Source organism: Polaromonas sp. CG_9.7 (assembly GCF_015752205.1).
Lineage (GTDB): Bacteria > Pseudomonadota > Gammaproteobacteria > Burkholderiales > Burkholderiaceae_C > Polaromonas.
Map to the genome: position 1 here is coordinate 117,466 of NZ_JADOVG010000011.1, position 15,242 is coordinate 132,707.

A 15,242-nucleotide genomic window follows, 5' to 3' on the forward strand; every position below is an offset into this window, starting at 1 on the left:
TACTATGAATTAAATAGCAGTAAGCGTAACAGCTGCAAGCGCCAATGGCATATTTGACTTTATAAATGGTGTGTCTTTCAATGCAGGGTCTTGCCGCATGTACAGAGGCCACGACCTGAGGCTGTTTTGGGCCTCACGGCTCTAAAAATAACCCTGCGCTCGGGTAACATTACTGACCGTGTGCCGCCTGACCGTAGCGCTGCGGATTCACAAGCGTCAAAAGTATCAACGCATTAGCCTCAGGCTCAACAACACAGGTCAGCCGTGCGTCTCAATTCGATCAAGTTAGCTGGTTTCAAGTCCTTTGCCGACCCAACCCATTTCCAGCTGCCGGGCCAGCTCGTTGGCGTGGTCGGGCCCAACGGTTGCGGCAAGTCCAACATCATGGACGCCGTGCGCTGGGTGCTGGGCGAATCCAAAGCGTCGGAGCTGCGCGGCGAGTCGATGCAGGACGTGATCTTCAGCGGCACCACCACCCGCAAGTCGGCCAGCCGCGCCAGCGTCGAGCTGGTGTTTGACAACGCCGACCACCGGGCCGGCGGCCAGTGGGGCCAGTACGAGGAAATCGCCGTCAAGCGCGTGTTGACGCGGGACGGCACGTCGAGCTACTACCTCAACAACCAGCCGGTGCGCCGCCGCGATGTGCAGGACGTGTTCCTCGGCACCGGGCTGGGACCGCGCGCCTACGCCATCATCGGCCAGGGCACGATCAGCCGCATCATCGAATCCAAGCCCGAGGAGCTGCGCCTGTTCCTCGAAGAAGCCGCCGGCGTGTCCAAGTACAAGGAGCGCCGCCGCGAAACCGCCAACCGCTTGAGCGACACGCGCGAAAATCTCATCCGTGTCGACGACATCCTGCGTGAACTCAATGCCAATCTGGAGCGGCTTGAAAAACAGGCCGAAGTCGCCCTGCGCTACAACACGCTGCAGGCCGCTGGCACGCTGAAGCAGCACCAGCTGTGGTTTTTGAAGCGCGCCGAGAGCGAAGCCGACCAGGCCAAAGTCCGGCTGGAAGCCGAAAAATCGGTCAATGACCTGGAAAGCCGCGTGGCTGATTTGCGCCATGTTGAAGCCGACCTGGAAACCATCCGCCAGGCGCACTATGCGGCCGGCGACCAGGTGAACCAGGTGCAGGGCCGGCTGTATGAGGCCAGCGCCGAGGTCAGCCGGCTGGAGGCGGAAATCCGTTTCGTGGTCGATGGCCGGCTGCGCGTCGAGCAGCGCCTGGTCCAGTTGAAAGAGCAATCCGCCCAGTGGGCCACGCGCGGCGAAGACGCGTCGGTCGAGTCGGAAAGCCTGGCCGGGCAGGCCTTTGACGCCGAGGAACAAGCCGAACTGCTGGCCGCCCAGCTGGAAGAACAGCAGGACCAGCTGCCGGCACTTGAGGAAGCACTGCGCCAGGCCCAGGCCACGGCGAATGCGCAGCGCGCCGGTGTGACGCAGGTGCAGCAGCAACTCCAGGTGCTGGCCGCCGAACAGCGCCATGTCGAAGAGCAACTGCGCACGCTCGGCCTGCGCCATGAGCGACTGTCGGCGGACCGCAAGGCGCTTGATGCGCCCGACGAGGCACGGCTGGCCAGCCTGAATTTGCAACTCGATGATGCGCGCGAAGCGCAGTCCGTGGCGCAGGCCCGTTTGCAGGCGCTGACCGAAGCCGTGCCGCAACTGGACGACGCGCGGCGTTCGCTTCAACAGGCGGCCAATGCCGAATCGGCCAGGCGCGCCGAGCTGTCGGCGAAGCTGGAGGCGCTCAAGGCGCTGCAGGAAAAAGTCAGGACCGACGGCAAGCTCAGGCCTTGGCTGGCCCGGCACGGGCTTGAAAATCTGCAGGGCCTGTGGAGCCGCCTTTACATCGAGCAGGGCTGGGAAAACGCGCTGGAAGCGGCGCTGCGCGAGCGCCTGGGCGCGCTGGAAGTCAGCCGGCTCGACATCGTGCGCGGTTTTGCCGGCACCGACGCGCGCGGCCAGGCGCAGGGGCCGCCCGCCAAGCTGTCGTTCTACACGCCGCCGCAGGCCGGCGTGCCAGGCCGCGCCCGGCCGGCAGGGCTTCTCAAGCCATTGGCCGACCTGCTTCGGCTGAACGATGCCGGGCTGTCGGCGCTGCTGGACGACTGGCTGGACGGCTGCTTCACCGCGCCGACGCTGGACGACGCCCTGGCCGCGCGCGAACGGCTGGAGCCGGGCGAGACGATCTACGTCATGGGCGGCCATGCCATCACAAGGCACAGCGTGAGTTTTTATGCGCCCGATTCAGAGCAGGCCGGCTTGCTGGCGCGTGCGCAGGAGATCGACAACCTGGAAAAAAGCCTGCGTGCGCAATTGCTGATCAGCGAGGAAGCCCGGGCGGCGCTGGCGCGTGCCGAAGCCAGCTATCTGGACGCCAGCCAGCGCCTGGCAACGGCCCGGCGCGAAGCGGGCGAGGGCCAGAACCAGAGCCATGCGCTGCAGGTCGAGGTGCTGCGCTTGACGCAACTGGCCGAGCAGGCGCGCGCGCGCAGCCAGCAGCTCCAGGCCGACATGGCCGAAATCGAACCCCAGCTTGAGGAGTTGCAGGAGCGCAAGATCACTGCCGAAGGCCGGTTTGAAGAACTCGACATGCAACTGGCCGACAGCCAGGAGCGCCACGCCCAGCTGGAAGACCGGGTGATTGCTGCCGAGCGTCGGCGGGCCGAATCGCGCGAGCAGCAGCGCACGCTGGAGCGCCAGCTGCAGGAAGCGCAGTTTGCGCTGCGCACCCTGGCATCGCGGCGCGAGGAACTGGCGCGCTCCATCGCCATTGCCGCCGCCCAGGCGTCGTCGATTGCCGCCGAAGAAGGCCGTGCCCAGGATGAACTGGCGCGGCTGAGCGATGCCGCAGCGCAGGGCGGGCTTCAGGATGCGCTGAATGCCAAGGTCGCGCGCGACGCCGAGTTGCTGGCCCAGCGCAGCCAGTACGACGACCTGACGCACCGGCTGCGCAGCAGCGACGAGCGCCGCGCCGCTCTGGAGCGCGAACTCGATCCGCTGCGCCAGCGCATCACCGAATTCCAGCTCAAAGAGCAAGCCGCGCGGCTGGGTTTCGAGCAATATGCCCAGCTGCTGCTTGACGCGCAGGCCGATCTTCAGGCGGTCCAGGCGTCCATCGAGTCCGGCAATGTGCGCATCAGCGGGCTGCAGGGCGAAATCGACCGCATCCAGCGCGACATCCACGCGCTGGGCGCGGTGAACCTGGCCGCGCTCGACGAACTGGGCATTGCCCGGGAACGCAAGCAGTTCCTCGATGCGCAGTCGGCCGACCTGAACGAGGCCATGGCGACGCTGGAAGACGCGATTCGCAAGATCGACATGGAAACGCGCGATTTGCTCTCCAGCACGTTTGACGCCGTCAATGGCCACTTTGGCCGCATGTTCCCCGAGCTGTTCGGCGGCGGCAATGCCCGGCTGGTGATGACCGGCGAGGAAATCCTGGACGCCGGCGTGCAGGTCATGGCGCAGCCGCCGGGCAAGAAAAACCAGACCATCCACCTGCTCTCGGGCGGTGAAAAGGCGCTGACCGCGATTGCGCTGGTGTTCGCGATTTTCCAGCTCAACCCGGCGCCGTTTTGCCTGCTCGACGAGGTCGATGCGCCGCTCGACGATGCCAACACCGAACGGTATGCCAAACTCGTGTCCAGCATGAGCAAGCAAACCCAGTTTTTATTCATCAGCCACAACAAGATCGCCATGGAAATGGCCGAGCAATTGATTGGCGTGACCATGCAGGAGCAGGGCGTTTCCCGCATCGTCGCCGTCGACATGCAGGCCGCCCTGGGACTTGCCGAAATAGCCTGAACCCATCAAACATCATGAGCACATTACAAATAAGTCTGGCGGTCGGTGGCAGCCTGGTCCTGGTGGGCATCGTTGCCCATGGCGCCTGGTCTGCCCGCAAGAACCTGCCCAAGCAGGCCACGGCCAAGCCAGTATCCGACATCGAACCCGCGCCAGCGCCTGGCCAGGAGAATTATTTCCAGATGGACGATGTCGATGGATTGCCGGAACGGCAGGAACCCAGCTTTGACACCGATGCCGTCCTGGCGGCGCTGACGCAGCTCACCACGCCCGAGAGAAAACCGGTGCTCGACATTTTGATCGACGCCATCGCATCGGTCACGCTGGAATCCCCGGTTTCTGGCGAAGCCGCGCTGGCTGCCATGCCAACCACGCGCCGTGTGGGCAGCAAGCCTTTTGCCATTGAGGGCCTGCGTGAGGACAGCCGCGAATGGGAAATTCCTGCTGCTGGCCATCGCTACAGCGCTTTTCAATGCGGCGTCCAGCTGGCCAACCGCACCGGCGCGCTGAACGCCATCGAATACTCCGAATTTGTCATGAAGACGCAGGCTTTTGTCGATGCGATTGGTGGGGAAGTCGAGTTTGCCGAAATGCAGAGCGAGGTGGCCCGTGCCCGGGAACTTGACCAGTTTGCCGGCGCGCACGATGCGCAGTTGAGCTTCAAGCTGCGCGCCGTGAAAACCGCCTGGAGCCCGGGCTATGTGCAGCAATGCGCGGCCGGCCAGGGATTCATGCCCGCCTCCACGCCTGGCCGCATGCTTTTGCCGGCCAGCCAGACCGGCCCTGGCCCGATCCTGGGCCTGAGCTTTGACTCGCAGGCCGCACAGGCCGAGGACCCCGAACAGACGGCCTTGTATGAAGTGACGCTTTCGCTGGATGTGCCGCAGGTGCTGCGTTCGGAACGGCCTTTTGCCCGCATGTGCGAAGTGGCGATTGCGCTGGCGGGCAGCATGGACGGCGTGATCATCGATGACAACACGATTTTGGTCAGGCCCGAGGCAATGGAAGCGATCCATGCCGACCTGGAGGCGTTGTACGACCGCATGGATGCGCGCGAACTGTCGGCCGGCTCGGTGCTGGGCCGGCGGTTGTTTTCGTGAAATCCTGATTTCTGCATCCATTTTCCGGCTGCCTCAGGCGGCCGATTTTTTGAAGCTTCCCGATATTCCCATGGCCACTCCTGACCTGTTTGCCCAGCCAATACCCGTGCCTGCGGCACTCGAAGCCGTGTCAGCGTCCGAACGCATCGCCGGCCTGCGCGCCGAACTCGACCTTCACGCGCACCGTTACTATGTGCTTGACGAACCCAGTATTCCGGACAGTGAATACGACCGGTTGTTCCGGGAACTGCAGGCGCTGGAAGCGGCGCATCCTGATTTGCAAAGTCCGGATTCGCCCACGCAGCGGGTCGGTGGCAAAGCCCTTGGCCAGTTCGCCACGGTGCGCCACCGGATTGCCATGCTCAGCATCCGCACCGAAACCGACACCGAGGCCAGCGGTGCCCGGAATTTTGACAACCGGGTGCGCAAGGAACTGGGGTTGACGGAATCCGACCCACCGGTCGAGTACGTGGCCGAACTCAAGTTCGACGGCCTGGCCATGAGCCTGCGCTATGAACACGGTGTGCTGGTGCAGGCCGCCACGCGAGGCGACGGCGAGATGGGCGAGGACGTGACGCAAAACATCCGCACCATTCGGCAGATTCCCCTTAGGCTGCCCTCCGGCGCACCGCCCGTGATGGAAGTGCGCGGCGAAGTCTATATGCGCCGGGGTGAATTTGAGGCACTGAACGAGCGTCAGCGTGAAAAAATCGCCAAAGGCGCGAAGGGCGAAAAAACATTTGCCAACCCGCGCAATGCCGCGGCGGGCGGCGTGCGCCAGCTCGACCCGGCGATTGCGGCGGAGCGGCGACTGAGCTTTTTCGCCTATGGTGTGGGGGAAGTCACGCCGCCCGAACAAGATGGCCCGGCATTCGAAACCCATTACGCGCTGCTGCAAACCCTGAAATCATGGGGTTTTCCGGTCGCAGCGCAGACCCGGCTTGCGCAAGGCGCTACTGAATTAATAGCGTTTCACGACACTGTTCGCAAAGAGCGGGATCGCTTGCCGTATGACATTGACGGCGTGGTCTACAAGGTCAACAGCCTGGCGCTGCAACGCCGGATGGGTTTTGTCAGCCGTGAGCCGCGCTGGGCGGTGGCGCACAAATACCCGGCGCAAGAGCAGCTGACCACCGTGCTGGCGATCGACATCCAGGTCGGGCGCACCGGCAAGCTGACGCCGGTTGCAAAATTAGCGCCGGTGTTTGTCGGTGGCGTGACCGTCACCAACGCCACGCTGCACAACGAGGACGAGGCGCGGCGCAAGGATGTGCGGCTGGGCGACACGGTCATCGTTCGGCGTGCCGGCGACGTGATTCCCGAGGTGGTCAGCGTGCTGCTTGACAAGCGCGTACCGGACGCGACGCAGTTCACCATGCCGCGCCAGTGCCCGGTCTGCGGCTCAGAGGCCGTCCGGGAAGAGGGTGAGGCCGATTACCGCTGCACCGGTGGCCTGTTCTGCGCCGCCCAGCGCAAGGAAGCCATCCTGCATTTCGCCCACAAGCGGGCTGTCGAGGTTGAAGGCCTGGGCGACAAGCTGGTCGAGCAACTGGTTGATGCGGGCGTCATCCGCACGCTGCCTGACTTGTACAAGCTGGGTTTTGCGTCACTGGCCAGCCTGGAACGCATGGCAGAGAAGTCGGCCAACAACCTGGTGGCGGCACTGGAAAAGTCCAAGCACACCACCCTGCCGCGTTTTGTCTTCGGCCTGGGCATCCGGCATGTCGGAGAGGCAACAGCCAAGGCGCTGGCCCGCCATTTTTGCCAGCTGGACCGCATCATGGATGCGACTGAAGCGCAGTTGCTGGAAGTGGACGATGTCGGTCCCATCGTGGCCAAAAGCATCCACACCTTCTTTGACCAGCCGCACAACCGTGAAGTGGTCGAGCAACTGCGTGCCTGTGGCGTGACCTGGGAAGAAAGCGAACCCGTGGCGCTGGCAGTCAAGCCGCTGTCGGGCAAGACCTTTGTGATCACCGGAACCTTGCCGGACCTGAGCCGTGACGAGGCCAAGGACATGATCGAGCTGGCCGGCGGCAAGGTGGCCGGCTCCGTCAGCAAGAAGACCGATTACGTTGTGGCTGGTCTTGAAGCGGGCAGCAAGCTGATCAAGGCCGAGGCGCTGGGCGTCGCAGTGATTGATCAGGAGGACTTGATGGCGCTGCTGCATGGGCTGCCAGATTGAAGCTGGCTTCAAATTTTCTTGTCGGTTGGATTAACCGCATGCGTAATTCGGCGCTTCGCTTTGCTGCTATTAAAAATGCAGCTGCTTGCATCCATCTTTATTACGTTGGCGGTTGTTTTCATTAAAAATTTTCAATGGAGAAGCGGCGTGCGCGAAGTACTTTGCCGGTTGGGGACTTACGAGATCCTCTGGTGCTCGCTTACAAGCGGCTGAAGGCACGGCCACTAAGGTTGTCAACTTGTGCTTCACCTCTCGGTGTTGCTGCAAACACAATTTCAATCGGCAACTTCAAAGGAAACCCACCATGAAAGCACTCGTCTATCAAGGTCCGCGCGACGTCCGCGTCAAGGAGGTGCCCGATGCCAAAATCGAACGACCCACCGATGTGCTGGTCAGGATCACCGTGACCAACATTTGCGGTTCTGACCTGCACATGTATGAAGGCCGTACCGATATGGAGACTGGCCGTATCCTGGGGCACGAAAATCTTGGCGAAGTGGTTGAAGTGGGCAACGCGGTCGATCGGATCAAAATCGGCGACCGGGTCTGCCTGCCGTTCAACATTGGCTGCGGCTTTTGCAAGAATTGCGAGCGTGGCTTAACCGGTTTTTGCCTCACCGCCAACCCGGGAACGGCAGGCGCGGCATATGGATTTGCCGGCATGGGCCCGTACAGCGGTGGTCAGGCTGAATACCTGCGTGTTCCCTATGCCGACTTCAACTGCCTGAAGTTGCCGCCCGACGCGCAGGAGAAGGAAAATGACTATGTGATGCTGTCCGACATCTTTCCGACCGGTTACCACGCCACCGAGCTGGCTGGTGTTCGACCGGGCGAGTCAGTGGTCATCTACGGCGCGGGACCGGTCGGCCTGATGGCCGCGTATTCTGCGGCGATCAAGGGTGCCGGCAAGATCATGGTGGTCGATACGCATAAGGACCGCCTGGCTTTGGCAGAGAAAGCCGGCGCTATTCCCATCGACGACTCCGACGGTTCATGCGTCGACCAGATTCTGGCGCTGACGAAAGGCCAGGGTGCTGACCGTGGGTGCGAGTGCGTGGGCTACCAGTGTTGCGACAAGCATCGCAACGAAGTACCTAACCTGACCATGAACAACCTTGTGAAAACAGTGCGGGCGACCGGTGGCATCGGCGTGGTTGGCGTCTTTATTGCTCAAGACCCGGGCGCCAAGGACGATCTGGCAAAGCAGGGGCAACTGGCATTTGACTTTGGCCAGTTCTGGATGAAAGGCCAAAAGATAGGCACGGGACAGGCCAATGTCAAGGCCTATAACCGTCCGTTGCGCGACTTGATCGAGGCTGGCAAGGCCAAGCCATCGTTTATCGTTTCGCATGAGTTGCCGCTGGACCAAGCGCCTGAAGCCTACAAGAATTTCGATGAGCGCAAGGATGGCTGGACCAAAGTGCTCCTGCGGCCGGGCACTTGATGAAATTGTGGTTTCTTGGTTTGCTCCTGCTTATCCATAAACGTAACAGCATGCCAGCTGTGTCATTGAGCATAAGCCGCAGGCAGTAGGACATGGCTAAAAGCGTGCCCGTCATTCGTGACATTGTTTTGAGCGCATGGGCGCAATGTGCCGCCAGCCGCTATGCTTGCTTGCATGACCATTCGTGAAATTCTCAAAATGGGCGATGCGCGGCTTTTGCGCATTGCCCAACCCGTGGCAGCCTTCGACACTGATGCGCTGCATCTGCTGATCTCTGACATGTTCTACACCATGCAGTCGGTGAATGGTGCTGGCCTGGCCGCGCCACAGATCGGTGAAAACCTGCAGGTGGTGATTTTTGGCAGCGACCAGCTGAACCCGCGCTACCCCGATGCGCCGGTCGTGCCGCGTACCGTGCTGGTCAATCCGGTCATCATGCCGCTGGGCGTGGAGGAAGAGAGCGACTGGGAAGGCTGTCTGTCGGTGCCTGGCCTGCGCGGCATGGTGCCCCGTTTCTCGCATATCCGCTATACCGGCTTCGACCAGTATGGAGACCCCATTGACCGCACAGTGGACGGCTTTCATGCGCGCGTGGTGCAGCATGAATGCGACCACCTGATCGGCAAGCTGTACCCTATGCGCATTCGGGACCTGAGCCAGTTTGGCTACACGGAGGTGCTGTTTCCCGGCCAGGACGCGTCCGACGACGACTAATCCAGCCGCGTCCTGTGCCGGTTGTCCTTATGGGCCCCGAGATCTTTTTAGCGCAATGTTCCCGCGTTGGTTTTGTCTGCAAAGTAGTCGTTGGTGACCTTGCTCACCACCGGCGAGAGCAGCACCAGTGACACCAGGTTGGGAAAAGCCATGAAAGCGTTCAGGGTGTCGGCCAGCAGCCAGACAAAGTCCAGGTGCGTGACCGCGCCTACCATCACAAACAGCGTCCACAACACGCGGTAAGGCACTTCGACCTTGCTGCCGAACAAGTAAGCCCAGCATTTTTCACCGTAATAGGCCCAGCCCAGAATGGTGGTGAAGGCAAACACTGCCAACGCAATGGCCAGCAGGTATTGGCCAAAACCCGGAAAGGCCGTGGCAAAAGCACTCGATGTCAACTCGGCCCCGGTCAGTCCGCTGTTCCAGGCCCCGGTGATGATGAGCACCAGGCCGGTCATCGTGCAGACAACAATGGTGTCGATAAAGGTGCCCATCATGCCGACGAGGCCGGATTCGGCGGCGCTTTTGGTCTGGCCAGCGGCCTGCGCGATGCCGGCCGTTCCCAATCCGGCTTCATTGGAGAAAATGCCGCGCGCCACGCCATAGCGCATGGCCAGCATGATGGTGGCGCCCGCAAAGCCGCCAGTAGCCGACAAGGGCGTGAAGGCGTACTTGAAGATCAATGCAAAGGCTGCCGGAATCTGGTCGGCGTACATGCCCAGCACAATCAGCGAGGCAACGACGTAGCCGATGCACATGGCCGGTACCAGTTTTTCAGCCACCGCGCCAATGCGCTTGACCCCTCCCAGCAGCACAAAGCCCGTCAGTACCATCAACACCACGCCCGACACCCAGGGCGAGATGCCAAAGCTGGCGGTTAGTACGGCAGCAATGCTGTTGGACTGCACCATGTTGCCAATGCCAAAACCGGCCAGACCGCCAAACAGGGCAAAGGCAGCACCCAGCCAGGCCCAGCGTTGACCCAAGCCGTTCTTGATGGCAAACATGGGCCCGCCCATGTGTTCACCATGGGCATTGGTTTCACGAAAGTGCACCGACAGCAACACCTCGGCGTACTTGGTGGCCATGCCGACCAGCGCCGTCATCCACATCCAGAATAGCGCGCCCGGCCCGCCAATGGCAATGGCTGTGGCAACGCCCGCAATGTTGCCTGTTCCTACAGTCGCGGCCAGCGCGGTCATCAAGGCGGCGTAAGGGGTGATTTCGCCTTTGGCGCCCGACTCGGGCTTGCGGCCTTTCCAGACCATGCGAAACCCGGTGACGATGCGCAAAATCGGCATCAGCTTGAGCCGGAGTTGAAGAAAAAGGCCAGTGCCAAGAACCAGCACCAGCATGGGCGGTCCCCAGACGAAGTTGTTGATCGCTGTGACGATCGATGTCAGGGTTTCCAAGATTTTGTCTCCATATAGTAGTTATTGAGGCGAACGAAAGCACCCGCCCATGGCGGTTATTGATGAACAACCTTGCCTGTCACGGCAAGGTCTCGTGGTTTTGAGGGCGGCTGGCAATGCCAGTGAATCGCTGCCGCACCCAGGCAAGCCGTCAGCGCCAAATGTCAGCTGGCGCATGGGCCTTGAGTTTTCAGGCCGCGACAGGGTTGCCTTGCAGCAAGCTCGTTGGTTTGAAGGCTTCGCTCACCACATCACCCACCATCTCGGCGGTGATGGCTGACAGCGTCCAGCCGAGGTGACCGTGTCCGGTATTGTAAAAAACGCAGGGCGAGCGCCCACGGCCAACGCGTGGCAGCATGTTGGGCATCATGGGCCGCAAACCCGCCCAAGGTATGACGCTCTGGGTGTTGATGCCGGGAAAGCAGCGCTGCACCCAGTCCACCAGGGGCTTGATGCGGTCGGCACGAATGTCACGGTTGTATCCGTTGAACTCGGCTGTGCCGGCCACCCGGAAACGGTCAAGGCCCAGGCGGCTGGTGACCAGCTTGGTTTCATCGTCCAGCAAACTGACCACGGGGGCTGCCGCCTGACTTTGCGCGTCTTGCAGGTTGACGGTGATGGAATAGCCCTTGACCGGGTAGATGTTCACGCGGTCGCCCAGCGAGGCAGCCAGCGCGCGGCTGGCGGTGCCGGCACAGACCACCACGCCGTCAAAGACCGCGCGGGTTTCCTGGGCGCCATGACCCACCGTCACGCAGGCCTGGGTTGCGTCTGCCGTCACGCTTTTTACGTCTTGGTCATAGAGGCATGTCACACCCAGTCGTACGGCGGCTTCGGCCAGGCCCTTGGTGAAGCGGTGGATATCGCCGGTCGAGTCGCTTTCGGTGAAATAGCCGCCGTAATACTTGCCGGCCAGCGTCGGCTCGAGGACGCGCATCTCTTCAGGGGTGACGGCGCGGCGTGGCAGACCGCCTTCGGCCAGCAACTTGGAAACCTTGCCTGCGTGGTCAAAGCTGGCCTTGTCGCGGTAAATGTGAAGAATGCCTTCTTTTTTCAGGTCAAAGTCTATGCCCTCCTGTTCGGCCCAGCCCAGCAGATGCTTGCGCGCCGCGATGGCCAGGCGCGTGGTTTCTATGGTGTTGCTTCGATAGTTGGGAATGTTTGCAATGAACTCGGCAAACCACGATATTTTGTGCCAGCTGGGTTTGGGACTGACCAGCAGCGGGGCATCGCTCTTGAGCATCCACTTCAGGCCCTTGAGCAGCGTTGACCAGTGGTTCCACACCTCTGCGTTGGACGCGGAAAGCTGGCCGCCATTGGCAAACGAGGTTTCCATGGCGGCATAACGGTGCTTTTCGAACAAAGTGACAGAAAAGCCGCGCTTGGCCAGTGCGTAGGCTGTGGTCACGCCGGTGATGCCACCACCAATGACTGCGATTTTTTTCATGAAAGTCTCCAGCAACGTCAAGGGGTTGAGCCCGCGCGCAAATGTGCTGCGGACACCCCCTCTGTTCTGGACCTGAGAGATTCACCGGCCTTCGCTTGTGGCAGGGCTGGTTTGCTCCTTCGGTGCACCGCATGACGTAGCCTGCGGCAACTCTTCAGAGATCAATAGTGATGCCGGTCCTTTGGCCTGAGAGTTTCCGGGGTGGTTGCTCCTTCGGCGCCGGGTACTGCGTTAGCCGTACCACAGACTCTTCCGGCATCAAGCAGGCTAAGCGCCGATTGATGCATGCCGTTCTCAATGAGAGCGGCAATGATGGTAATTTATCAGCTATCCGGCTAGATCAACAAACTTTTTCAGATTTTGCGGCATCTTTGTCAAGATACGACAAAGATGCGTGCTGAATCTTATTCGCTCAAGGCCTTGAGCAACTCGGTTTCAATCGCAATCTGCGCTTTGTTGTGCTGCAGTTCAGGTCCGTCGATCAAAAAAGTGTCTTCGACCCGTTCGCCCAGCGTTGTCACCTTGGCCAGCTTGACGTTGATGTGGTGATTGGCCAGCACGCGTGCAATCAGGTAAAGCAAGCCGACCCGGTCGCTGGCCGACACGCTGAGTAACCACCGCTGGGCTTTTTCATCCGGCCGCAAATCGACGCGTGGGGTCACCGGAAAGCTTTTGACGCGGCGCGACACCCGGCCTTTGCTGGGTGGCGGCAGCGGGCCTTTTTCTTCCAGAATGCGGCCCAGGTTCACCTCCACCATGGTGGCCAGTTCGCGGTAGTGCTCTTCCAGCAGCTCGCTGGTGACCTGGAATGTGTCCAGGGCAAAGCCGTTGTTGGTGGTGTGCACCTTGGCGTCCAGGATGCTGAAGTCGGATTTGTCAAAGAAGCCGCAGATGCGCACGAACAGGTCTGGCGCATCGGGCGTGTAGACCAGCACCTGCATGCCTTCGCCGGTTGCCGACTGGCGCACGCGCACTGTCACCACGGCCTTGCCGATGTGGCGCGACAGGTGCCGGGCATGCCAGGCAATGTCGGCGGCTTCGTGGCGCATGAAATAGCTCACGTCCAGCGTGTCCCAGAGCGCCTTGTAGGCCTGGAAGGGCTCGGCGTGCAGTGCCAAAAGCGTCAGTGCGCCGCGCTTGCGGGCCTCGATCTCGGCGGCGGCATCGGGCGCGCGTCCGCCCAGCACGCGCAGTGTGTAGCGATACAGGTCTTCCAGCAGCTTGCCCTTCCAGGCATTCCATACTTTCGGACTGGTACCGCGAATATCGGCCACCGTGAGCAGGTAGAGGGCGGTCAGGTAGCGTTCGTTTCCGACCCGCTTGGCAAATGTGGCGATGACCTCCGGGTTGCTCAGGTCCTCCTTCTGGGCCGTGCGGCTCATGCTCAGGTGTTCGCCCACCAGGAACTCGATCAGCCGGGTGTCCTCGGCGGCAATGCCGTGCTGACGGCAGAAAGTGCGCACATCCTTGCGGCCCAGCTCGGAGTGGTCGCCGCCGCGCCCCTTGGCAATGTCGTGGAACAGCGCGGCGATGTACAGAATCCACGGCTTGTCCCAGCCTGCGGCCAGTTGCGAGCACATCGGGTATTCATGCGAATGCTCGGCCATGAAAAAACGCCGCATGTTGCGCAGCACCATCAGGATGTGCTGGTCGACGGTGTAGACGTGGAACAGGTCGTGCTGCATCTGCCCGACGATGCCCCGAAACACCCACAGATAACGGCCCAGCACCGAGGTCTGGTTCATCAGCCGCATGGCGTGGGTGATGCCTTGGCCCTGCTGCAGGATGCGCAGGAAAGTCGCCCGGTTCACCGGGTCGGTGCGAAATTTCGCATTCATCATGCCGCGGGCGTTGTAGAGCGCGCGCAAGGTGCGTGCCGACAAGCCCCGGATGCCGACATGGGTTTCGAACAGCAGGAAGGTTTCCAGGATGGCGTGAGGCTCCCGCAGGTAAAGGTCGTCACTGGCCACTTCGAGCATGCCGGCCTTGTCCAGAAAGCGCGCATTGAGCGGGCGCAGCGGATAGTTGCAGGGGCTGAGATGCTCCTCGATATTGAGCAGCAATATCTGGTTCAGCTGGGTGACCGCCTTGGCCGTCCAGTAATAGCGGCGCATCAGCGCTTCGCTGGGGCGCGCCGGCGGGCGTCTGGCCGCCCGTCCGCCCCGGGGTGACACGGCCCTGTCCAGCGGCAGGGCCACCTGAGCCGCATCCAGTGCAGGCAGGCGTTCGCTTCGGTTGCCAGGCTGTGTGTGATAGCCGAAAGATTCGGCCACTGTTGTCTGCAGGTCAAACACCAGGCGGTCTTCGCGCCGACGGGCAATGATGTGCAGACGCGCCCGTATCAGGCTCAGCAAGGCCTCGTTGGCCTTGATCTGCCGGACTTCAAAGCTTGAGATCAGCCCGTTTCTGGCCAGCTCGTCCCAGGATTTCCCCAGGCCTGCAGCGCGGGCCACCCACAGCACCACCTGCAGGTCGCGCAGCCCGCCGGGCGATTCCTTGCAATTGGGCTCCAGCGCGTAGGGTGTGTTGTCAAACTTGTTGTGGCGCTGGCGCATTTCCAGCGTCTTGGCGATAAAAAACGCCTTGGGGTCAAGAATTGCGTCAAGCTGCGCCTGCAGGCGCTGGTAGCAATCGGCCCCGCCAGTCACCAGACGCATTTCAAGCAGCGAGGTCTGCACGGTGACGTCCTTGGCCGCTTCCTCGACGCAGTGGGCCGCCGTGCGAACACTGGAGCCAATCTGCAGCCCGCAGTCCCAGCAGCTGCTGATAAAGTCTTCGACCTTCGCCTTGAGCGCCGGGTTATTTTCAACATCGATCGCGTCGTCGGGCAGCAGCAGAAGTACATCGACATCGGAATGCGGAAACAATTCGCCCCGGCCAAAACCGCCGACCGCGATCAGGCAGGCATCCCGCGGAAATTCGGCTTGTTGCCACAGGCGCCGCAGGGTGGTGTCGGTCAGCTGGCTCAGCTTTTGCAGCAGTCCATGGATGCCCCGGGTCGAGGCACCGCTGCCCGCCAGCGCGGCCAGAACAACCGCCTTGCCAACACTGTATTGTTCACGAAAGGGAGCCAGTTCAGTCATGATGGCGGGGCCTGACCTTGAAAGAATCGAAGAAGGCAGTCCCGTCA

The 15,242-nt window shown here is 61.6% G+C and carries 8 protein-coding genes and 1 riboswitch; of the genes, 5 read left to right on the forward strand and 3 right to left on the reverse strand.

Translation table 11 applies throughout. The annotated features are described in order from the left end of the window. Positions 1–264 precede the first annotated feature (264 nt). The 5 genes from smc (at position 265) to def (ending at position 9,253) form a co-directional block, all read left to right on the forward strand. Positions 265–3,810 carry a chromosome segregation protein SMC gene (gene smc, locus IWX87_RS12750; RefSeq protein WP_196863894.1) on the forward strand — a complete coding sequence of 1,182 codons (3,546 nt, stop codon included), beginning with the start codon at positions 265–267 and terminating at the stop codon, positions 3,808–3,810. A gap of 14 nt (positions 3,811–3,824) precedes the next feature. After that, positions 3,825–4,910, forward strand: coding sequence for a cell division protein ZipA C-terminal FtsZ-binding domain-containing protein (locus IWX87_RS12755; RefSeq protein ID WP_196863895.1), 1,086 nt, complete (start codon positions 3,825–3,827; stop codon positions 4,908–4,910). A gap of 70 nt (positions 4,911–4,980) precedes the next feature. Beyond that, the gene (ligA, locus tag IWX87_RS12760; protein ID WP_196863896.1) at positions 4,981–7,095 is read left to right on the forward strand and encodes an NAD-dependent DNA ligase LigA; all 2,115 of its coding nucleotides are present in this window, start codon (positions 4,981–4,983) and stop codon (positions 7,093–7,095) included. A 304-nt stretch (positions 7,096–7,399) separates the two neighbouring features. Next, entirely contained in the window at positions 7,400–8,539 is a 1,140-nt protein-coding gene (locus IWX87_RS12765) for a glutathione-independent formaldehyde dehydrogenase (protein ID WP_196863897.1), read from the forward strand. Between the two features lie 174 nt (positions 8,540–8,713). Then, positions 8,714–9,253 carry a peptide deformylase gene (gene def / locus IWX87_RS12770; RefSeq protein WP_196863898.1) on the forward strand — a complete coding sequence of 180 codons (540 nt, stop codon included), beginning with the start codon at positions 8,714–8,716 and terminating at the stop codon, positions 9,251–9,253. Between the two features lie 47 nt (positions 9,254–9,300). Here the strand turns inward: def and IWX87_RS12775 are convergent, their stop codons facing one another. The 3 genes from IWX87_RS12775 to IWX87_RS12785 form a co-directional block, all read right to left on the reverse strand. Beyond that, positions 9,301–10,665, reverse strand: a complete 1,365-nt coding sequence (locus IWX87_RS12775; protein WP_231374774.1) for a sodium:alanine symporter family protein — start codon at positions 10,663–10,665, stop codon at positions 9,301–9,303. A 190-nt stretch (positions 10,666–10,855) separates the two neighbouring features. Next, positions 10,856–12,112 carry a D-amino acid dehydrogenase gene (locus tag IWX87_RS12780; RefSeq protein WP_196863899.1) on the reverse strand — a complete coding sequence of 419 codons (1,257 nt, stop codon included), beginning with the start codon at positions 12,110–12,112 and terminating at the stop codon, positions 10,856–10,858. A gap of 164 nt (positions 12,113–12,276) precedes the next feature. Continuing rightward, positions 12,277–12,377: riboswitch (glycine riboswitch) on the reverse strand. Between the two features lie 139 nt (positions 12,378–12,516). Next, positions 12,517–15,195 carry a [protein-PII] uridylyltransferase gene (locus IWX87_RS12785; RefSeq protein ID WP_196863900.1) on the reverse strand — a complete coding sequence of 893 codons (2,679 nt, stop codon included), beginning with the start codon at positions 15,193–15,195 and terminating at the stop codon, positions 12,517–12,519. Positions 15,196–15,242: the final 47 nt, after the last annotated feature.